This is a genomic window from Aquimarina addita (genome assembly GCF_039539305.1).
Taxonomy (GTDB): Bacteria; Bacteroidota; Bacteroidia; order Flavobacteriales; family Flavobacteriaceae; genus Aquimarina; species Aquimarina addita.
Window position 1 is genome coordinate 59,467 of the sequence record NZ_BAABCW010000016.1, and the last position, 22,100, is coordinate 81,566.

A 22,100-nucleotide genomic window follows, 5' to 3' on the forward strand; every position below is an offset into this window, starting at 1 on the left:
AACACACAAATTACATCGAATGCAATCCAAAACCTCTACAGACTCTATTTTGTGGAAAAAAGTTAAACTAGGAGACTTAGAAGCTTTTAACTCACTGTACGATCAATATGTAGATATTCTTTATTCATTTGGGATTCAGTATACCACAGATACTAATTATGTAAAGGACTGTATTCATGACTTATTTTTGGATATATATAAATACAGAAAAAAATTATCAGATGTTGATAATGTAAAATTTTATCTCTTTAAATCACTAAAGAGAAAGGTGAATAAAAAATATAAGTCTAAATTAACTTTGTTTTCCTCAAATGATAAAACGGATAAGCTTGCATCGGTCTGTCAATCAATCGAAGAGTCAATGATTCAAGATGAAAACTCTTCAGAAATTGCAACTAAAGTTTCTGCTGCATTTACCTGTCTTTCTAAAAAGCAAAGAAGAGGAGTTTCTTTAAAGTTTTATGAAGAAAGATCTTATGAGGAAATTGCCGTTATCTTAGGAATTTCAATAGAATCTGTTCGAACGCTTATCTACCGAGCGGTAAAAAAAATGCGTAATGAGATAGAAGTTAAATAATTATTAAAAAAAAGTATCTTTTTTTGTCTATGCATCCGCTTTTCTTATCTCTTTATTAATAATCATACATATGTTCTGTTTTATTTAATCATTTTAGTGTTTGAATAATAAACGAAATGTAACAAGTATTTGAAAAAAAATAGATACCTCCCCAAATGTTAACAGAAGAAGAAAAATATTTTTTGAAGTATCGGATTAAAAAGTCCGTTGTTACCTATCGCTTGAAAAAAAAGAGGAGAAATATTACAATTTTGACAGCTGCAGCTGCAGCAATCGTTTTTTTTATAATTCCTTACACAGGGTTTATTGATACTGACTCAGAAATTGAGAAATATGTGAATGCTACAGATTTAACAATTACAAATGACGAGGATGTGCAGCTGGTATTAAGCAATGATGAAGCAATTCATATTGAAGAAAAGACATCAAATATTACCTATTCTAGTTCAGGAGCATCGGTTCAAATTAATGGTTCTGAAAAAGTTACACAGAATTCGGAAAGTAAATATAATACGATTATCGTACCTTATGGTAAACGTACTAAAATTACGCTATCAGAAGGAACAAAAGTTTGGTTAAATTCTGGTTCAAAACTTACATATCCAGTCGTTTTTAATGGTGATGTAAGAGAGGTCTACTTAATGGGAGAAGCTATTTTTGATGTTACCCATAATAAGGAACAGCCATTTTATGTAAAAACCAGTGATTATGATGTGAAAGTTCTGGGTACCGTATTTAATGTGAGTAGTTATGATGATGATAAGTATACCAGCACTGCATTAGAGAGAGGAAGTGTAGAAATACAGTATTCGGCAAATTCCTTTTTAGGTAAATCCAAACTTAGAATTATCCCTGGCACATTAGCAATGTATGATAATGTAAATGAGAAATTGTCCAGTAAGAGAGTAGATGTAGCCAAGTATATGTCCTGGAGAGATGGTAAATTTATTCTTAAGAAACAAAGATTAGACGGAATCCTGAAAAAACTATCAAGATATTATAATATTGAGATTGCTGTTGATAATCAAGAATTGAATGAACAGACATTCTCAGGGCATCTTGATCTTAAAGATACTATTGAAAAAGTATTAGATGTTATTAAAGAAACTTCGGATTTGAAGTACAAGATAGTAGACAGAAAAATTGTAATCAACTAAAAATAACTATATGATATAATTAGATATGACAAATGTATCACAAAAAAAGTCAGAAAATGCTGCAACATTTTCTGACGAAGTGATCGTAAATAGTACCGTTAAAGCAATATTAAACTAAATCAAAAACAAAATTATGAATAAAAAAGCTAACTGGCAGTCTTTTATCTACGAAAAAGAGACCTCCAATTTGTTGTTAACCATTATGATGAGAGTTTTTATGTTATTTTTGTGTTTCGGATTAACAAGCGCTTATGCTAATAATTCGTATTCACAAACTAAGTTAGACGTTGATCTAAAAAATGGAAGTCTCGAAGATTTATTCGAACAAATTCATTCGCAGAGTGAATTTATCTTTTTTTATAATGATAATATTATAAGAAAAGATCAAAAACTGTCGATTAACCTTCAACAGTCTACGGTTAATCAAATTTTAGATAAAGCCTTCTTAAAGACAGATCTTGCTTATAAAATAATTGACAGACAAATCGTAATTACAAAATCAAAAAAACAAGTAATTACGAAAACGATTTCTATGGTTGAAAAACCAGTACAGAATTCGGTAAGTGGTGTTGTCACGGCTGGCGGTCTTCCTTTACCTGGAGCAAGTGTTCTTATTAAAGATACTAGTAGAGGTACTCAAACTGATTTTGATGGTAAATACGAACTATCTGTTGCAAATGGAGAAACAATAGTATTCTCTTATGTTGGCTTTACGAATCAAGAAATTGTATATACAGGACAGGCATCAATCGATGTTGTTCTGGTAGAAGATGCAGCTGCATTAGACGAAGTTATTTTAGTAGGTTATAGTACAAAATCAACAAGAGATATTGTTAGTTCCGTATCTGTTGTTAGTTCCGAAGAATTAAGTGCCACTAGTCCAGTAAGTATCGAACAAGCTATACAAGGATTAGCAACTGGTGTAACCGTTGGAGCAGAAGGAGGTCCTGGTGGAAAAGCGGCAGTACGAATTCGTGGTTATGGTACAGTAAATGGTAATGATCCTTTATATATCATTGATGGAGCGCAGTCTGCAGCAGATCTTAATGATATCAATCCTAGTGATATTAAGTCAATTCAGATTTTAAAAGATGCCTCTGCAGCATCAATTTTTGGTGTTCGTGCGGCAAATGGAGTTATCGTAATTGAAACAAAAAAAGGAGCAAAAAATTCAGTTACAAAATTTAATGTAGATTCATATGTAGGGCTAGATTATATTCCTAAAAGTGCTTTTCCAGATCTAGCTTCACCACAACAATTAGCAGATGCAGATTGGCAAGCTTATTTTAACACAATAACTGACGGTAGTAATCCAACAAGTCTACAATTTGGAAATGGAGCTACACCGGTTTTACCAAATTATATTACGCCTGCAGGAGCGCAAACCGCTGATGAAAGTTTATATACAGAAGAGAATAGAATAACAAGAGCTAATAAAAATGGAACAGATTGGTTTGATGAGTTTTATAATGCAGCAGTAGTACAAAATACTAATTTGAGTATGGAAGGTGGTTCAGAAAATTCAAATTATTATTGGGGGTTAGGTATTTTAGACCAAGATGGAGTTGGTTTAGAAACTAATTTTAGAAGATACAATACCCGATTAAATTCTCAACACGAGGTTGGAAATAAATTTCGATTAGGTGAGAATTTTAATTTTACTTATTCTGAAAAGGTAGAAGCTGTAAATAATCAAGTTGTAGGTGGTCCAATTAGTCAATTGTATAGAATCCATCCTTTGATTCCAGTAAGAGATGTTGCGGGGAATTTTGCTGGTACACGAAGTCCAGGATTAGGAAACGGTGCTAACCCAGTTGCCACGGCCATTAATAACAGAGATAATCAAGAAAACAGATTTAGAGCTTTGGGTAATATTTTTGCAGAATTGGACATTATTGATGGTTTAACAGCAAGAACCAATTTAAGTTTAGATTATATACACACTGAACTTAGAGTTTTTAATTATCCTACACCAGAGAATGAAGCTGCAGTGTTAAATAATGCATTGTCTGAAATTAATTTTACCGGTACAAGATTAATTACCACAACGAGCCTAAATTATAATAAAGTGTTTGGCAATCATGAGTTTGATGTGCTTGCCGGAGTAGAATACAATCGATATGTAAATAAAGGATTAGTTGGTGTTAGAACTGATTTACCTTACAATGGTCCTGAGAATTTCTTTTATCTTGATCTAGGTACAGGTGGTATTGCAAATTCTGGTTTTGGAGATATCGGAACTTTATATTCTAATTTTGCTAAATTAGATTATAAACTTAATGATAGATATATTTTTAATGTAACGATTCGTCAAGATCAATCGAGTAAGTTTATTGGAGAAAATAATAAGGGCTTCTTTCCTGCTTTTAGTGCTGGATGGAGAGTTTCTAACGAAAATTTCTTAAAGGATTCTAATACTGTAAGCGATTTTAAAATAAAGGCTAGTTATGGAGAACTTGGAAATGATAATATTCCATCAAATCAAACAGCGGATCAATTTATTTCTAATTTAGATTTCTTTAGTTATCCTAATAGTAATGGTAGTTCTGCAGGAGGTAACTATTTAGCAAATCGAGGAAATCCTGATATTACCTGGGAAACTACAAAAACATTAAATCTTGGTTTTGATGTAACCTTATTTAATGATTTCAATATTTTATTTGACTGGTATACTGCAGATACTGAAGATGTATTATTTGCAGTGGCAGGTGATCCTGCGGTATTCGGAGATGTTAATACGATTTTTGAAAACCTAGGTAAAGTAAATAATACTGGATTTGATTTAGGTATCGGGTATGGAAAAACTACTCAGGGAGAATTCACCTATGATTTTCAATTGAATATATCACATTATAAAAATGAGGTGGAGCAATTAGACCCTTCAAGACCAGAGCTTTTTATTGGAGGCGCGGAAAGTTTTGGACAAACGGTTACTAGAACCCAAGCGGGACAACCATTATCTTCTTTTTATGGCTTAGTAACAGATGGATTGGATGAAAATGGAAGAGTAAATTTTGTAGATGTTGATGGTGATGGTGTTTTTGATCAGGATAAAGATAGAGATTTTATAGGAAGTCCTCATCCGGATTTTACTTACAGTTTTAATTTCAAAGCTGATTATAAGAATTTTGACATTAACCTATTAGTACAGGGATCTCAAGGAAATGATATTTATAATTTTACAAAATATTTCACAGATACAGGAGTGTTTTTAGGACAAAAATCGCTGGATTACGTAAATTCTTGGACTCCCGAAAATACAGGCTCTTCTTCTCCGGCATTGACTACAGATTCGACTATTATTGGTCTTGAATCTGCTATTTCCAGTCGATTTGTAGAAGATGGTTCTTTTGTGAGATTAAAAAATATCCAGTTTGGATATACGCTACCAGCTAATTTTACTGACAGAATAGGTATGGATAAATTAAGAATTTATGTCCAAGGGAAGAACCTTTTAACATTTACTGAATATGATGGTTTAGATCCGGAAATTAGTTTGCAAGATTTTGACGGAGGTAATAATCTGGATATTGGTGTTGATAGAGGAGCTTACCCTATAGCGAGATCTGTATTATTTGGATTTAGCGCTACTTTTTAAAAGCTATTTTTTTATAAAATTTAGTTTAAAAATTATGTATAAAAAACAATAAAAATTAACCTAATGAAAAAATTAATTAAATTATTCGTGTTATTTGGAGTTTTGGCTTCGTGCAGCGACGAACTTGATGTACCACAGCAGGGTTCCATTAGTGCGGATGCTATCGTATTTGATGCTGCCTGGATAAATACTCAAATAGTTGCAGCCTATGGGATTTTGGATGGTAATTTAGATAATACTGATGTTTGGCGTGCAGCAGCATCCAACTGGATTTATGGAGAAGTTGCTTCTGATAACGCTTATAAAGGAAGTGAACCAGGGGATGCTGCACCTATAAATAATGTTGAAAAATATACACCACTATCTACCAGTGCTTATTTGGATTATAAATGGAGAGCTGTTTTTGAAGGTATTGCAAGGTGTAATTCTGCATTGATTGCTATTGAAAAAGGTTTATTAACAGAAGACTTAAACGAAGAAGATGCAACAGTTTTACAGGCGGAAGCACGTTTCCTTAGAGGACATTTTCATTTTGAAGCAAAAAAAATGTGGAATAATATCCCTTTTATTGACGAAACAGTAACAGAAAGTCAGCCTAATGTAGATATCGATTCTTGGTCTAGAATCGAAGAAGATTTTGCATTTGCAGCTGCTAATTTAGGTGAAAATGCAGCAGATATGGGAAGAGTAAATAGCTGGACAGCAAAATCATATCTTGCTAAAATACATATGTATCAATCTGATTTCGCAGCAGCAAAGCCTATTTTGAATGATGTTATTAATAATGGACCGTATGCGTTAAATGCATTTTACAGTGATAACTTTAATTTTGAAACAAGCAATAGTGCAGAGTCTGTGTTTGCAGTTCAGCATGCTGCTGATGATGAAAGTAGTAACGGTAGTACGGGGAATTGGGGTGAGGCTTTAAATTTTCCTCAGACCAGCGATATTGGTTCGGGTTGTTGTGGTTTTTTTCAACCTTCACAAAATTTAGTAAATGCTTTTAAAACAGATGCTGATGGCTTACCGTTACTAGATACATTTAATGATGTAGATGTAACTAATGATCAGGGAATATCTTCTGATGATCCTTTTACCCCATATACGGGTAATTTAGATCCAAGATTGGATTGGACTGTAGGTAGAAGAGGAATTGATTTTCAAGGGTGGGATGTTCATCCTGGTCAACGATGGATTAGAGACCCAAATAATGGAGGGCCTTATCTACAGAAAAAGACTGTTTATCGCAAAAGTCAAGCAGGTACAGCAAATTCTACAAGTGCTTGGACACTATCAGTAAGTGCAATTAATATTAATATCATTAGATACTCAGAAGTATTGCTTTGGGCTGCAGAAGTGGCCGCAGAAGAGAGTGATTTAGCCACTGCATTGATTTATGTAAATCAAGTTAGAAACAGAGCTTCTAATCCGGATGATTTTGTAAAAGAGATTAATCGAATCGTTGATCCTGAAACAAATGCTGTGACATTAGAGGTACTAGAGACGCCTGCAGCAAATTACGTGATTGAGGAATATCCTTCGTTTCCAGATAAAGAGTATGCATTAAAAGCTATAAACTTTGAAAGGAGAATTGAATTAGCTATGGAAGGTCATCGTTTCTTTGATTTAGTGCGTCAGGGGAGAGCTCAAAGTGAACTGAATACATATTTGTCTGTAGAATCTACTAAGAGAGTACATTTATCTGGTGCTTCTTTTGGTGCGGGAGATGAATACTACCCAATACCACAAACGGCAATTGATCTTAGTGGTGGGGTTCTTGAACAAAATTAAAAATTTAATTGTTTTTTAATAAAAGGACAGTATCAATTTTGATGCTGTTCTTTTGCTTTAACAAGTTTTAGTTACGATATTTATGAAATTAGTTTATGTATCGATGAAAGTATATACGATTTTATTTATGCTGTTTTTAGGTGTTTTTGTTTCCTGTAATAAACAAAAGAAGGTTGATGTCACTACTCCAAAACTGTTTAATCAGTTAACAGCCGAGAAGACAGGAATTAATTTTTCAAATGATTTGACAGAGAATGATTCACTAAATTATTTTACATATCCTTACCTGTATATGGGTGGAGGAGTAGCAGCTGGTGATATTAATAATGATGGGTTGATTGATCTCTATTTTACAGGTAATATGGTGTCTAATAAATTATATCTGAATAAAGGAGATTTGACTTTTGAAGATATTACTGATAAAGCTGGTGTAAGCGGAGATAAAAGATGGTTTACCGGAGTAACTATGGCAGATGTTAATGGTGATGGTTTTTTAGATATTTATTGTACTATCGGTGGTAAATTCAAACCAAAAAATAATCTTTGTTATATCAATAATGGTAATGGAACTTTTACAGAGAAAGCAAAGGAGCTAGGTATTGATGATAAAAGTAATAGTGTACAAGGAACATTTTTTGATTATGATCTTGATGGTGATTTGGATCTATATGTAGCTAACTACCCTCCAACAAGTTTTTCTTCTCCGAATAACTATTATAGAAATAGAATGAATAACCCTAATAAACTGGAAACTGATAAATTATATCGTAATGATGGATCCCGGTTTACAGATGTTACGAATGCATCTGGTCTTCGATCCTTTGGGTTGTCATTAAGTGCCACTATTGGTGATGTTAATAATGACGGATGGCCTGATATTTACGTATCAAATGATTTTAGTACACCTGATTATTTTTTTATCAATAATCAGGATGGTACTTTTAAAGAATCATTGAAACTAGCAACAAGGAATACTTCATTTTATGGAATGGGTACTGATATTGCAGATTATAATAATGATGGCTTATTAGATGTTTTTCAAGTAGATATGTCAGCAGAAAATAATCGCAGAGCTAAAGCTAATATGGCAAGTATGAATCCAGCAGTTTTCTGGGGTGCAGTTAATACTGGTTTTCATTATCAATATATGCAAAACAGTTTACAACTTAATACCGGTATAATGAATGATAGTCTAAATAGTTATAATTTTAGCAATATCTCTAGATTAGCCGGAGTTTCCTCTACGGATTGGAGTTGGGGCCCGCTTTTTGTAGACTTAGATAATGATGGATGGAAAGATTTATTTATTTCTAATGGTACACGAAAAGAAATTAATAACCGGGATTATTTTATAAAACTTTCTAAATCAAGATATAAACGGGATAGTTTGTTGTATAAAAGTGATCAGATTCCTTCAGAAAAAATTGATAACTATGTTTATAAGAATAAAGGAGATCTTACATTTGAGAAATCTAATAATGATTGGGGTATAAGTTATGAAGGATTTTCGAATGGAGCTGTATATGCTGATTTAGATAATGATGGAGATTTAGAGATTATTACTAATAATATCGACGATAAAGCTTCTGTTTTTGAAAACAAAAACTCAGAAAATAACAATTATATTAAAATTCAATTTCAAGGTACAGAAAAGAATAAGTACGGGTTGGGAAATCGAGTGTATTTAAAAGCAGGAGGAAACAAACAAATGCAAGAGTTGACATTATCTCGTGGTTTTCAGTCATCTGTAGCACCAGAATTAAATTTTGGGATTAATCAATCAAAAAGTATTGAGGAATTAAAAGTAGTATGGACAGATGGGAAAACTCAAGTTTTTAAGGATATAGATGCTAATCAAAAATTAGTAATTAAATATACGGAAGCTATTGTAGAGAAAAATCCAGAAGAAAGTAAATCGGCTCCTTTGTTTACCTCACAAAATGAAGAGTTTTTTCCAAGTTTTAGTCATAAAGAAAATGAGTTTGATGATTTTAAAACTCAGGTATTATTGCCTCATAAGATGTCTTCTTTTGGTCCTGCATTAGTAGTGGGAGATCTTAATGGTGATGGTTTAGATGATTATTATATAGGAGGATCTTCTGGAAATCCAGGAGTACTTTTTTATCAAAATGACCAAGGTTTTAAAGAAATATCATCTTCTGTTTTATTAGAAGATAAAGATGCCGAAGATACAGGTGCCATGATTTTTGATGCTGATCAGGATGGAGATAATGATTTGTATGTGGTAAGCGGAGGGTATGAGTTTACTCCCAATGCTCCGCAATTGCAAGATCGATTATATATAAATGATGGGAAAGGTAATTTTTCTAAATCGCCTGAAACCACATTGCCTGAGATGATGACTAGTGGTTCCAGAGTATATCATGCTGATTTTGATAAAGACGGGAAAGAAGATATATTGGTTTTAGGACGACAAGTACCAGGAAACTACCCTAAGCCGGCGGATAGTTATATTCTTAAAAATGTAACAGAGAATGAACATGCTCGTTTTGAAAATGTAACTCCATCCTGGGTCAAAGAATTTACTGAATTAGGTCTTGCTACCAGCGCTGTAATCACTGATTATAATAAAGATTCGTGGTTGGATATTATTGTAGTAGGTGAGTGGATGCCTATTCGTGTCTTTAGAAATACGCATTCAGGATTTGAAGAGGTCTCAGAATCAATGGGACTAACCACAGATACTACTGGATGGTGGTGGAGCATTGAGGAAGGTGATTTTGATAATGATGGTGATATGGACTATATCGTAGGTAATAATGGACTTAATTATAAATATAAAGCGACAGAAGAGGAAACATTTGATATCTATATCAATGATTTTGATAAGAATAAGAAGGATGATATTGTATTAAGCTATTATAATGAAGGGAAGCAATACCCTGTTCGAGGGCGCGAATGTTCATCACAGCAGATACCAAACATCAAACAAAAGTTTAAAAACTATGAAGGCTTTGCTGAGGCTTCATTGATAGATGTTTATACAGAAAAATCACTGGAATCAGCAGTGCATTATCAGGTAAAGTCATTTGCTAGTGTATATTTGGAGAATAAGGGAGACTCTTTTGAGATACATCAATTACCTGTAGAAGCACAAATGTCATCCATAAATCAAATTGTTGTAAATGATTTTAATGCAGATGGACATCTGGATGCTGTTATTGCTGGAAATTTATATGCCTCTGAGGTAGAAACTCCTAGAAATGATGCTGGATATGGACTTTTCTTAAAGGGGAGTAGTAACGGAAGTTTTAATCCAGTTCCCACAACAGAGAGTGGCTTATTTATTCCAGGTGACGTAAAGGATTTACGTCCAATAGAAGTAGGAAATGATACTTTTATTATTGCAGCTAAGAATAATGATTTCCTACAATTTGTGAAAGTAGCTAATGATACTATTAAGACAACACTATAAATTTTTATGTTAACGGTTACTCTAATAAACCATCTTCTATCCAGTCATCAACCAAAAGAATGGTTGCATCAGATAATCTACCTCCATTAGTTTCTGGAGGCATAATATTAAATCCTTCTCTATCCATTCTATCTAGCAGATTTCTATTATCAACAGCTTCTACTACTTGTGCGAATGTTACCAAAGCCATTGGAGCCCCATTAGAAGGAGTAGCCCCATGACATGAAATACAATGATCTGTCATGATCACCTCTATATTTGCCGCAAAAGATGTGGTCTGATCCGGAATCGGATTCATTTCTGCTACAGGTCCATCATCACCTTCGTCACCTCCTTCTGTAGTAGTGTCATCATCACCACAACTTAACATAAATAAGGATAGTAATATTAGAAGACTATTATTGATAGAGGTTTTCATATGTTTTGTTTTTTACGATATGCATAGATAACGTGAGCATATTCAAATAATTATATAAGATCTTATAAATCTACCTTTACATTATGTTTTTTTAGCAATTCCAGATGCGTTTCTAGCTGGAATTCTGAAGACTTAAAGCGATCCCGTCGCACTTTCATCTCTTCTTTACGATAAATACTTCTCACAAATCGTCTAACAGCCGTTTCATTTTCTAAAATGAGACCAGGTACTTCTACACTTTTTCCATTTGTATCCTTTGCAACCATTGTGAAATAACTAGAGTTGCAATGTTTTACTTTTCCTGTCATTATATTTTCAGCTTCTACACGCACACCTACTACCATAGAAGTGGTACCTACGTTGTTTATAGAAGCTTTCATGGTCACCAGCTCGCCTACTTCTACAGGTTTTAGGAAATCTACCTTGTCTACACTTGCAGTGACACAATATGTTTCAGAATGTTTAGAAGCGCAAGCAAAAGCGATTTGATCCATTAAAGATAGAATATATCCTCCATGTATTTTACCGCTAAAATTAGAATGAGATGGAAGCATTAATTCTGAAATGCTAATACGGGATTCAGACGGTTTTTTGTATTGGTTCATGCTTAAAATGGTTACTGATGCATTTATGTTATAAACATACTATATTTTTAATAGTATATAATTCTAAAATAGTTTTAATTATCTTGTTTTCTAAAATGAGGAGATTCTTCTTCAACAACTTCTACAATAAAATATCTTGAATCTCCTAACCAGGAGATAGTAGCAAAACGTTCTTTGTATTTTAGTTTAACGTATCGTCCCTGATACTCTTCTAATTTTTTAATAACCTCTTCATTTTTACCTTCAACAGAAAACTTAAAAATATTAGCGCCAGATAGTCCCTGGCTTATTTCACCTTCCCAGGTTTTAAACAAGACACCTTTGTAACTAAATTTAATTAACTCTCCGCTTCTAACTCCTTCACTATAGGTAGAATAATAAGCCGCAGTATACCAAATGGTGAATAACGCAAATATGGAGGCTATTATGATAACTAATATTTTTTTCATTTTTAATTGTTATTTAATTCTATTATTTTAAAATACTATATTTTTTTAAACTGGTGATTTTCTTATTAATTAATAAAATTATTCCAATTCCAAAACCGATAAGTCCGATGGCATATATTATATCAACGATAAAATATAATAGCTCTGTCTGATAGCCTAACCCAAACATAAAAAATATATCTATACCATAAAATATAGAAGCAAAAGATATGAGTAAACCACTTACAATTAATAACGCAGAGTTTATTGCGATAGTTTTTGTTGCATAATAAGTTGATATAATTAATAAAAATACATTAGGTGTAATAACGATAAAACCTCGCATGAGGGAAATTAATTCTGATTGAAATGAAGTGTTCATTACTAATAGGCTTTAATAAAATGTGATGGTGTCATATTTATAATTCGCTTGTGTTTTCTGAGGCGCGTTTTATAATGGTTTCCGGAAGTGTTTTTTTTGCTTTCGCTCCCATCTTTTTTAATTTTTCTACGCTGGTGATCAAATTACCTTTACCTTCAACTAATTTATTCATTGCAGCTGTATATTCTTTTTTAGTATCGTCAATTTTTTTACCAATTCCTGTAAGGTCTTTCATTAATCCTTCAAATTTATCATAGAGCGCACCTGCCTGCCGTGCAATCTCGATAGCATTACGTTGTTGTTTTTCATTATTCCACATGGTATCAATAGTACGTAATGTAGCTAATAGAGTAGTAGGAGTAACAATAACAATGTTTTTTTCAAAGGCCTGATTGTATAATTTATTATCTTCATTAATGACAATTGCAAAAGCAAGCTCTATAGGAACAAATAATAATACAAAGTCAGGGGACTCTATATCATAAATATCTTGATAATTTTTTTCTGACAATTGATCAATATGTCGTTTAACAGCATTTATATGTTCCTTTAGATATCTGTTTTGTAGCTCTTTATCATCTTCATTGATATATCGCTCGTAAGCGGCCAGTGTTACCTTAGAGTCGATGACCATTTTTTTGTTGTCAGGAAGATAGATCACCACATCAGGCAGTATTCGGAGACCATCAGCATTAGTAAAACTCTGTTGTACAAAATATTCCCTGTCTTTTTCTAGTCCGGATTTTTCCAATACACGTTCCAGTACTAATTCACCCCAATTACCTTGCATCTTACTATCTCCTTTTAAGGCTTTAGTAAGATTTGTAGTTTCTTTACTCATCTGCTCATTCAGATCTCTTAGCCCTACAATTTGTTGTCTTAGGGCAGCATGATAATCAATACTTTCTTTATGAGTCTGGTCTACTTTTCTTTCAAAAGTCGTAATCTTTTCTTGTAAAGGACCGAGGATGTTTTTGATATTTTCCTTGTTTTGTTCTGTGAATTTAACTGATTTTTCATCAAGAATTTTAGTAGCAAGATTTTCAAATTCTTTAGAAAATTTTTCTTGTAGCTTTTCTACTTCTTCTTTTTGTTCTTGATTCTTGATATATAGATGTTCGAATTCCGCATTGCGACGTGTCAATTCTGTAGTATAAAAATCTTTTTCCCTTCGGATTTCTTCGCGCTGATTAGTAATATCAGCTATTTGTTTTTCTAGTGATTGAGTATGTTCTGAGTATTGTTGTTTTGTAAATACTAGTTGCTGATCGGTAGTATGTTTTATATCTTCTAACCTGGATTGTAATTGGTTGTTCTTTTCTTTCAGTGCTATTTGATCACTTTTTTTAGCTAATGCGTTCACATACTTACCAATAAAAAAGCCGATGAGTATCGCTACAATGGCAATGATAAATACGGTGTATTCTTGCATGTTTTTTATGTTTATTCAAAGATAAAGATTCTATGAGTATAAGAAAGTTTCAGAGATAAAATAAAAAAGCTACCTCGATTGGAGGTAGCTTTCTTATGTGAAATAAAATATTAATTAAAACTGTACTTTAATATCTAGTGTAATTGAACCAGTATTACCATTAGTTCCTGTAATGTTTGTTACTCTTATCAGTCCTTTATTACCGTACTGATCTACAAATTCTAATATATTACCTATAGATAGTCCGGTAACTCTTTCTGATGTAGAAGCAACTATTCCATCTAAATCAGAGGCTGATGTTACTGCATCAAAATCTAATGAAGATGTAGCGATATAAAAATTATTCAATTCATCTTGTGCTACTCCAGTTAAACCAGCAACTCCAGAATCTACGTTTCCATCACCATCTGTATCAAATAAAGCAGGAAAGTTAGCAGTAGAGGCTAAAGATGCGAATTGTGTAGCACCATAATAGTATCCAAAATCCCACAATGCAGCCGTTTCTTCTCCTTCACTAATTTTATATACTTCATTATTATATACAGATAAGAAAGTTTCAGAAGTACCATCTCCTAATGGAGCAGCCAATAGAGTACTTGTAAATGAATTGATCCCTGTAGCAGTACTAGTTCCTGTACCCGTAATTGTAATTGTTCCTACGGCAGTATCATCAATTGCATTTCTTTTGCTGATATCTCTAAAATCTCCTCTTCCTGTAGTAGCCCAAATCGTATATACAATTTGACTATCTACTGTAGTAGGCATCGGAAAAGGAATCTGAAAATCAAAAGCATTTGCATTATCCGAAGTAAGGTCTAAAGATCCATCTTTTTTATCATCTACTGTCACTCCTGTAACACTAAATTCAAAAGGCACTTCACCAAATCCAGACACATTCTGTGTTACATATAGTCTTCTCATTGAAGAGCTGGAAGCAAAAGAAACTTTTACTGTTGCATTATCTCCGGAGACATCAGAACTATTGATATTTACAGTTCTATTATCAGCTCCGCTTTCGAAAACTGATAATTCCCCATCAAATTCTGAGGTAGGGTCTGTAGGATCAATAACAAGATCATCATTAGAGTCACTACTACAACTTGCCGTAAATAGAGCAATTGTAGCTAAAAATAAGATCGGTTTACGTTTGAAAATTTTGTTCATATTTAACTTGGTTTAAATTTCCCGTAAAGGTAAGGGCTTTCTTAAAATATGTTATCGTATACACAATAAAAAAGTGCTGTTATCCATAAGTCGTCACTTTTTTCGATAAAGTGCAGTTTTATAGTACTTGGTATGGATGAAAATAAGAGGTGTTAATTACGTACTTTATAGCTACCTGTTTTGGCATCGAATAAGATAAGGTCTTCAGGAAATAGAGAAGAAAAAGCACGACATTGGATTAATTCTTTAGGACGACCAAACTCAAAACCTTTGGTATTCATGACAATCATTTTATCACAGAGTTGTATCGCAAAATCAATTTCGTGTGTAGAAAATAAAATAGTTTTTTGGGTCTCAAATGCGAGACGTTTTAGTAATTTTAAAATATATGCTTTATGATATACATCCAGATGCGTTGTAGGTTCATCTAATAAAATAAAAGGCGTGTCTTGCGCTATAGCTCGTGCAATCAGTACTTTTTGTAATTGACCGTCGCTTAATTCAAAACATCGTTTATTTATTATTTCTGTGATGTGAGTAACTTCTATTGCTTTGCTTACCTTGTCTATATCTTCATCTGTAAGTTTACCTATCCAATTGGTGTATGGATGTCTTCCTAAGGCAACTAATTCTTGTACAGTAATATTTTTAGAGGCTATTTTCTCTGTCAATACAATGCTCAGTTGTGAAGCCAGATCTACAGATTTGTAACTGTTTATTTCCTTGTCAGATAGATAGATTTCTCCGTGTAGTGCCGGCTGTACATTAGATAAAGTGCGAAGCAGTGTTGATTTCCCTATACCATTAGCACCCACTAATCCTACGAGTTCACCTTCATAGAGTTTTAGATTAATATCCGCAGCAATTACTTCCAGGTTATTCTTATGATGATAACCAATAGATAAATCTTCAGTTCTAAGAACTATATTTTTTTTATCAGGATGAATGGGTTTCAATTTTTTAGAGTTTTAAAGTTTTAAAATATACTTTGTACCTAATACCTGTATCAAAATACTCAAAAGAGCATTTTCCGTTTTCTTACTAATAGCCATATGACTACCGGGGCACCGATTAATGAGGTAATTGCGTTGATGGGCAATGTATATTCAATACCGGGTACTTGTGCAATGGTATCACAGATGAGCATAATAATACTACCTAACAATATAACTGCAGGAATTAATGTTTTATGATCTGAGGTGTGAAATAATTGTCGCGTTACGTGTGGAACTGCTAATCCAATAAAGGCGATAGGTCCTGAAAAAGCAATGATACTTCCTGCTAATAACCCTGTTGCGGTGATGACTAAAAAGCGACTGACTTTTATATTTAATCCTAAACTGCGGGCATAATTCTCACCTAATAGTAAAGTGTTTAAAGGCTTGATTGATATCACGGCTAATATCATACCAAGTAGCGATATCCCCATAAAAATTAAAAGATCTATCCAGGATAAGTTACCTAAACTACCAAATCCCCAAAAAATATACCGTTGTAATTGTTCTGCTGGCGCAAAATAAGAGAGTACACTTACAATAGCAGCAGTAATGCTACCAAACATTAACCCAATGATCAGAATTGCCATGGTGTCTCTTACTTTTACCGATACGACGGTTACCGCTATCAACACTAAAATACTGCCTAAGCTTGCTGCTCCAACTAATCCCCAATTAGACACTAATAGAGCTGCTGTGGTCGCACTGGCAAAGGTGCTTCCTAGAATAAGAACAGCAATCCCAAGACTGGCACCAGAGCTAATTCCTAAAACATAAGGTCCCGCCAGGGGATTTCTGAATAGTGTTTGCATTAAAAGCCCGGATACCCCTAATCCACTCCCTACAATAATTGCTGTACATGCTTTTGGTAATCGGTATGAAATAATGATATGTCGCCAGGATTCTTTTTCTACTGCTCCTCCCCATAAACTATTTATAGTATCAAGCCAAGGGATCAGCACAGATCCTAAACTGATATTAGCCACAAAACATAATACTAATACCATGAATATGATAATAAATGCACGTTTATATGATTTTTTAGGGGTCAATTAGTCTAGCTTTTCGAAAAAATATAGTTGGTAATCGGTTAATAGTTCAGGGTGTGCAATTTTAATAATGTCCTTTATAATTAAGTCAGGACGCATAGGACCTAATTCATAATACAGGAGTCCTCCTTTAGCACCCATTCTTAATGTTGAAGAATATACGGTTTTATTTTTAAATGCATCAAATAATGCATATCTATTGTTTTGTTGCTCGAGTGCTGATAAAGAGGTGCTATTACCAGAACCAATCCATAAATCTGCTTGTTGTGCCTTTTCTAAGACACTCTCAAAACTTAATGCGATACTTCCGGTTTTTTCATTATCAGCCCAGAGATAATTGGTGTTTGCATCTTTTAGAAAACGAGCTACATAGCTGTTTCCGCCTGGTACATGCCATATGTCTTTAAACATATTACCTGATAAAATGGTAGGCGATGTGGAAGCGTTTTCTGCTTTAGCTTTAGCCTCGATATAGTCTTTTTTAATATTTTCAAAAATAATAGCAGCTTCTGCTTCCTTATTAAAAAAAGCAGCGATAAATTTTATCCATTCTGCTCTGCCCAAGGGATGTGATTCCATCCAGGATCCATTAAAAACAACAGGAATTCCGGTTTTTTGGATCAGGTCATAAGCTTTGGTGTTTCCGTCTGCAGAAAACCCTAAAAGCATGTCTGGAGCAAGTTCTAGTACTAGTTCTGTATTGATGGAGTGCTCACTCCCTAATTCTTTAATGGTACCATTTTCAATAAGTGTTCTGGTTTTTTCTGAAGAAATGTAATCTGTATGCGGAAAACCTACAAGTTTATGCTGTACATCTAAGTATTCTAACACGGGAATATCTGTAGTAGAGGTGGCGACTATCTTATCAATAGGCGTAGCTATAAAAATAGCGGGAGTTGTGATTACAGGTTTAGACGTACCTTTAGGATATAAGATATAGGTAAAAGTATTTTTAGCATCCGGCCAGGGAGACGTGATCTTTATTTCTTTATAATTTTTGTAAATACTAATAGTAAAACCGGTGGCATAGGCATTAGCTTGCGTAACCAATGCAGAAGAATCGGTAGGGACGGCTATTTTGTTCTCTTTTTTACATGAAAATAAGGAAAGAAAAAGTAGCAGTATTAATATAGAGGTATATATGTGCTTCATTGATACTAAATTTAGTCTTTTCGAAGGTTTTGGTTTTTCAATTATATTATGTTAGATGATTTTGTTTCTATGTATGGCGTCATAATGTTTCGGTTCTGGCTGGGGTGTTTTAAAATTAAGCTTGCCTTATGAATTGGGAGAAATTCTAAATTTTGATTACTTCCCCATATCCAATTTTGATATGAAATGAATCTTTGAGTTCTGTTTTCTGTACATGAGAAACCAATGCTCTAATTGGTCCGGCATGGGAAACGATAATTATCTTTTCATGAGAAGCTAATGACAATGAATTATAAAAATCCAATATTCTATCACGTAGCATTACATACGATTCTCCGTGTGGGACCTTCACATTCACAAAATCCTCCATCCACGGATTTAATTCATCCTGATCGATTGATTCCCAGGCTTTAAGTTCCCAATCTCCAAAATCTAATTCTTTCAATCGGTTATCAAAAACAGTAGGTTTTCCGAATGTATTAGCCAGAAGTTTGCATCGCTGTAGCGGACTACTATACACATTCGTAATTTCTTTTAAAGGAATACCGGTGTGAATAGCAGCCACTTCTGACTCAAAAGTATTTGTAACACCCAGGTCACTTTGACCATAGCAAATACCTTTTTCGATATTAGGTGTAGTATGTCTTACCAGATATATATCCATAAAGCGATCATTGTTAAGTAAAATATAACTTCACTAAATTGTTGTACAGCACCTGCACAATCTCCTGTTTGTCCTCCGATCCACTTTGTAAATTTAGCCGCCAGAAACATTTTTGATGCATACATAGGGATGAGTACTAAGAAAACAAATGGATTATAAAAGAAAATTAATGGTATAATACCAAAAATTCCACTAATGACTAACATAGATGCACTCATCTTTTTTGCAGCAGGTTTAGCTTTACTATCATCTGTATCCCTTACATATTCATGCGTGTATAGTAAAGTGGTTGCTATAAATCGGCTTAAACTATGACCAGAAATAATGAGTAACGGAATATAGGCTACATCCATTTCTCTCAGGGCTGCAAATTTTATAGCCAAAATCAATAAAATGCCTATAGTTCCGTATGTTCCTAGTCTAGAGTCTTTCATAATCAAAAGAATCTTGTCTTTAGTCCATCCTCCTCCAAACCCATCGCATACATCAGCAAACCCATCCTCATGAAAGGCGCCTGTAGTATATATCGTGGAGAACATAGAAAGTAATAATGCTATTTCTGTTGAAAACATAAAAGAAGCTCCATAAAAAACAAGTGCTCCAATACTACCTACAATGATACCAACTAATGGAAAATATCTGGAGCTTTTTTGTAAATATAAGGGATCATGATCTACCCATTTAGGACATGGGATTCTTGTAAAAAACATCAAGGCAGTAAAAAATATATGAATTTCTTTTTTCATTCGCTGATATCCGGTTTAATATTTTGATAGAGTTATTATTCTTCGTTTATAAAAGTTACTGTGTATCTAATGGATCACGAAATGGTTAGGCTTTCATTCTTTTTTAAATCTTTCTATTACCTTTATAATAATACCAATTTTTATTGGTCGTAAGTTACTCGTTATATATGGTTTTAATTAAAAGAAATTCACAAAGGGTGTTATAAAAAGTAAAATAGCTACTAATATTGCAATTAAACCTATTTTATTCTTTTTTAAGAAAGATATGATTCCTAAATAAAGGCTAAGCAGTGCTACACTGATGATCACAATGGTATACAATTTTTTAAGAACTGATGGGTCAGACCAGGTTGATAAAGGTGTAAATGTAGGTGAGTCAGATTGATAGGCTACAATATACATTGTATAGTGGTATTTATACACAATAAAAAAACCTGCTAAACTAATCAGGATGGATACAATAGCCCGTTTCATCTATTCGTGTTTTATTCATTTTCAGAAACCCCTGCATCTTCAAAACTAGCCATATTATTTAAAAAAGCTACAGCCGATTCTATAATAGGATATGCAATAGCGGCACCAGTGCCTTCTCCTAATCGCATTCCAAGAGATATTAATGACTTTTTGCCCAGAAAATCTAACATTTTTTGATGTCCTTGTTCTTCTGAAGTATGGGCAAAAATACAATAATCCAATACATTTTCATTGATTTCTTTGGCAACTAACAAGGCTGCAGTAACGATAAAACCATCGATGATAATAATCATATGGAGTTCTGCAGCTTTTAAAATAGCAGCGGTAATCATAGCAATTTCAAAACCTCCAAAAGTTGCTAGTGCTTCCAGAGAAGAGGTTGGGTTGTGCTTCTCAAAAACATCTTTTAAAATCCTTTTCTTTAAACCTATGGCCTCCATTTGAAGTCCGGTTCCTGCGCCTACGCATTCTTCAATAGGAATATTGGTGCAATATGCCATCAATAAAGCAGCTGATGAAGAATTACCGATACCCATTTCTCCAAAACCTACAATATTACATCCAGAATCATGAATCGCAGTAACGATTTCTGTACCTTTATGCATAGCCGCATGGCACTGATCTAAGGACATAGCAGGTTCAATTTGATAATTTTTGGTGCCAAAATCAATTTTAGCGTCAATTAAATCCTCTTCATCTTGAAAATTGTGGTTTACTCCGGCATCAATAATTTTTAAATCTATATTATTTTGTTTGCAAAAAGTATTAATAGCTGCACCTCCTTTAAGAAAATTAGTTACCATCTGTTGTGTTACCACCTGTGGATAAGGGTTTACTTCTTTTTTTTCAGAAATACCGTGATCACCAGCAAAAATTGCAATGGTAGGTTTGTTTAGTGATGGATTCTTAGTGTTTTGGATCAGCCCAATCTGCAGTGCAATCTTTTCTAGTTTCCCTAAAGAGCCTATGGGCTTGGTTTTCATGTTAATTTTAAACTGAAGTTCCTTTTTTAAAGAGGTGTGTAATGAAGTGATCTCGAAATTCATTTATTTAAGTATTACAGGTATTCCGGATACCATTAATATAGCTTTATCTGCATGTTTAGCAATATGTTGATTCATCCAGCCTTGCAGTTCTGTGAATTTTCTGCCAATTTCCGTTTGTGCATGAACTCCCATTCCAATTTCATTTGATATGATAATAATGGTAGCTTGTATAGCAAGTAGTTTAGTGAACTCTGCTTTAGCCTGTAATAGAGAAGTCTCAATATCATTTTCTGTGTCTACGAAAAAGTTGGTTAACCATAAAGTTACGCAATCGATTACAACTATACTATCTTTTACAATGACTTTCGATAATTCTTTTTCTTCTTCAATAGAAGTCCAGCGTTGATCACGATCTTTTATATGTCTGTTAATCCGGTTACGATGGTCATCGTCCCAAACCCGTGAAGTTGCAATATAGGTTGGCGAATCAGAAAGCTGTATTGCCAGATTCTGAGCATAAGAACTCTTGCCAGAGCGTTCTCCTCCTGTGATGTAGTATAACATAAAAATAAGTTTTAAATCCGCAACACCATGGTAAGGGATATTTTAAAGTGTAAAGGTACTGGTATTCCTAATTATTTTATAAAAAGAGAATACATTTTAAACAAAAAATAATACATTCGCGCAGAATTTTGGTTCTGATATTCTTTACATAGGATAGAAGATTAAAAGGGAATCAGGTGATTTAATTCTACTTGTAGAATTAAATAATCTTGAGCTGTTCCCGCAACTGTAAGCTTAGTCCGTTTGATACGGATGCTTATTATGAATACTAAAAGACCACTGCTTGATGCTGAACTTGTTGTCAGCGTCTTTTAAACTTTTTTAAAAGAAACTGTAATAAGTCAGTTCAGGCGGGAAGGTACATAATAAGACGTAAGCCAGGAGACCTGCCTTAGTTCGATATATAAAACTTTCGGGATAGAAGTTTAAGTATGGGTAAACTACGTACTTTTTTCCGGTAATTGTAAATCTAAGTAAATAGA

The 22,100-nt window shown here is 33.6% G+C and carries 19 protein-coding genes and 1 riboswitch; of the genes, 5 read left to right on the top strand and 14 right to left on the bottom strand.

Features of this window, described 5'->3' with window-relative positions:
• Positions 1-19 precede the first annotated feature (19 nt).
• The 5 genes from ABD816_RS16790 to ABD816_RS16810 all read left to right on the top strand — a co-directional run bounded on the left by ABD816_RS16790 (position 20) and on the right by ABD816_RS16810 (position 10,559).
• The gene (locus ABD816_RS16790; protein ID WP_344929348.1) at positions 20-577 is read left to right on the top strand and encodes an RNA polymerase sigma factor; all 558 of its coding nucleotides are present in this window, start codon (positions 20-22) and stop codon (positions 575-577) included.
• Between the two features lie 155 nt (positions 578-732).
• Complete coding sequence (locus tag ABD816_RS16795) at positions 733-1,734, top strand: FecR family protein (RefSeq protein ID WP_344929349.1); 1,002 nt, start codon at positions 733-735, stop codon at positions 1,732-1,734.
• 133 nt (positions 1,735-1,867) lie between these two features.
• Positions 1,868-5,332 carry a TonB-dependent receptor gene (locus ABD816_RS16800; protein ID WP_344929351.1) on the top strand — a complete coding sequence of 1,155 codons (3,465 nt, stop codon included), beginning with the start codon at positions 1,868-1,870 and terminating at the stop codon, positions 5,330-5,332.
• A 63-nt stretch (positions 5,333-5,395) separates the two neighbouring features.
• The gene (locus ABD816_RS16805; RefSeq protein WP_344929353.1) at positions 5,396-7,123 is read left to right on the top strand and encodes a RagB/SusD family nutrient uptake outer membrane protein; all 1,728 of its coding nucleotides are present in this window, start codon (positions 5,396-5,398) and stop codon (positions 7,121-7,123) included.
• 82 nt (positions 7,124-7,205) lie between these two features.
• Positions 7,206-10,559, top strand: a complete 3,354-nt coding sequence (locus ABD816_RS16810) for a VCBS repeat-containing protein (protein WP_344929354.1) — start codon at positions 7,206-7,208, stop codon at positions 10,557-10,559.
• A 16-nt stretch (positions 10,560-10,575) separates the two neighbouring features.
• Here the strand turns inward: ABD816_RS16810 and ABD816_RS16815 are convergent, their stop codons facing one another.
• From ABD816_RS16815 to ABD816_RS16880, 14 genes are all read right to left on the bottom strand, one after another.
• Complete coding sequence (locus ABD816_RS16815) at positions 10,576-10,977, bottom strand: hypothetical protein (RefSeq protein WP_344929355.1); 402 nt, start codon at positions 10,975-10,977, stop codon at positions 10,576-10,578.
• Positions 10,978-11,039: 62 nt separating this feature from the next.
• Entirely contained in the window at positions 11,040-11,582 is a 543-nt protein-coding gene (locus ABD816_RS16820) for an acyl-CoA thioesterase (protein ID WP_344929356.1), read from the bottom strand.
• A gap of 74 nt (positions 11,583-11,656) precedes the next feature.
• Positions 11,657-12,031 carry a 6-phosphogluconate dehydrogenase gene (locus tag ABD816_RS16825; protein WP_344929357.1) on the bottom strand — a complete coding sequence of 125 codons (375 nt, stop codon included), beginning with the start codon at positions 12,029-12,031 and terminating at the stop codon, positions 11,657-11,659.
• Between the two features lie 22 nt (positions 12,032-12,053).
• Positions 12,054-12,392: a hypothetical protein gene (locus ABD816_RS16830; RefSeq protein WP_344929360.1), complete on the bottom strand. Its 339-nt coding sequence runs from the start codon at positions 12,390-12,392 to the stop codon at positions 12,054-12,056.
• 37 nt (positions 12,393-12,429) lie between these two features.
• Positions 12,430-13,824 (bottom strand): DNA recombination protein RmuC, encoded by a 1,395-nt coding sequence (locus tag ABD816_RS16835; protein WP_344929361.1) that lies wholly within the window; start codon positions 13,822-13,824, stop codon positions 12,430-12,432.
• 114 nt (positions 13,825-13,938) lie between these two features.
• The gene (locus ABD816_RS16840) at positions 13,939-14,988 is read right to left on the bottom strand and encodes a hypothetical protein (RefSeq protein ID WP_344929363.1); all 1,050 of its coding nucleotides are present in this window, start codon (positions 14,986-14,988) and stop codon (positions 13,939-13,941) included.
• Between the two features lie 152 nt (positions 14,989-15,140).
• Entirely contained in the window at positions 15,141-15,944 is an 804-nt protein-coding gene (locus ABD816_RS16845; RefSeq protein ID WP_344929365.1) for an ABC transporter ATP-binding protein, read from the bottom strand.
• A 59-nt stretch (positions 15,945-16,003) separates the two neighbouring features.
• Entirely contained in the window at positions 16,004-17,035 is a 1,032-nt protein-coding gene (locus ABD816_RS16850) for a FecCD family ABC transporter permease (protein ID WP_344929367.1), read from the bottom strand.
• Entirely contained in the window at positions 17,036-18,184 is a 1,149-nt protein-coding gene (locus ABD816_RS16855) for an ABC transporter substrate-binding protein (protein WP_344929369.1), read from the bottom strand.
• 145 nt (positions 18,185-18,329) lie between these two features.
• Entirely contained in the window at positions 18,330-18,848 is a 519-nt protein-coding gene (cobC, locus tag ABD816_RS16860; RefSeq protein ID WP_344929371.1) for an alpha-ribazole phosphatase, read from the bottom strand.
• Complete coding sequence (locus ABD816_RS16865) at positions 18,830-19,594, bottom strand: adenosylcobinamide-GDP ribazoletransferase (RefSeq protein ID WP_344929373.1); 765 nt, start codon at positions 19,592-19,594, stop codon at positions 18,830-18,832. The genes cobC and ABD816_RS16865 overlap by 19 nt, the downstream gene beginning before the upstream one ends.
• A gap of 177 nt (positions 19,595-19,771) precedes the next feature.
• Positions 19,772-20,068: a hypothetical protein gene (locus tag ABD816_RS16870; protein ID WP_344929374.1), complete on the bottom strand. Its 297-nt coding sequence runs from the start codon at positions 20,066-20,068 to the stop codon at positions 19,772-19,774.
• A gap of 11 nt (positions 20,069-20,079) precedes the next feature.
• A complete protein-coding gene (gene cobT, locus ABD816_RS16875) occupies positions 20,080-21,114 on the bottom strand; it encodes a nicotinate-nucleotide--dimethylbenzimidazole phosphoribosyltransferase (protein ID WP_344929375.1) in 1,035 nt (344 codons plus the stop codon).
• Positions 21,115-21,618, bottom strand: a complete 504-nt coding sequence (locus ABD816_RS16880) for a bifunctional adenosylcobinamide kinase/adenosylcobinamide-phosphate guanylyltransferase (protein ID WP_344929376.1) — start codon at positions 21,616-21,618, stop codon at positions 21,115-21,117.
• Between the two features lie 112 nt (positions 21,619-21,730).
• Positions 21,731-22,026, top strand: a riboswitch (cobalamin riboswitch).
• Positions 22,027-22,100: the final 74 nt, after the last annotated feature.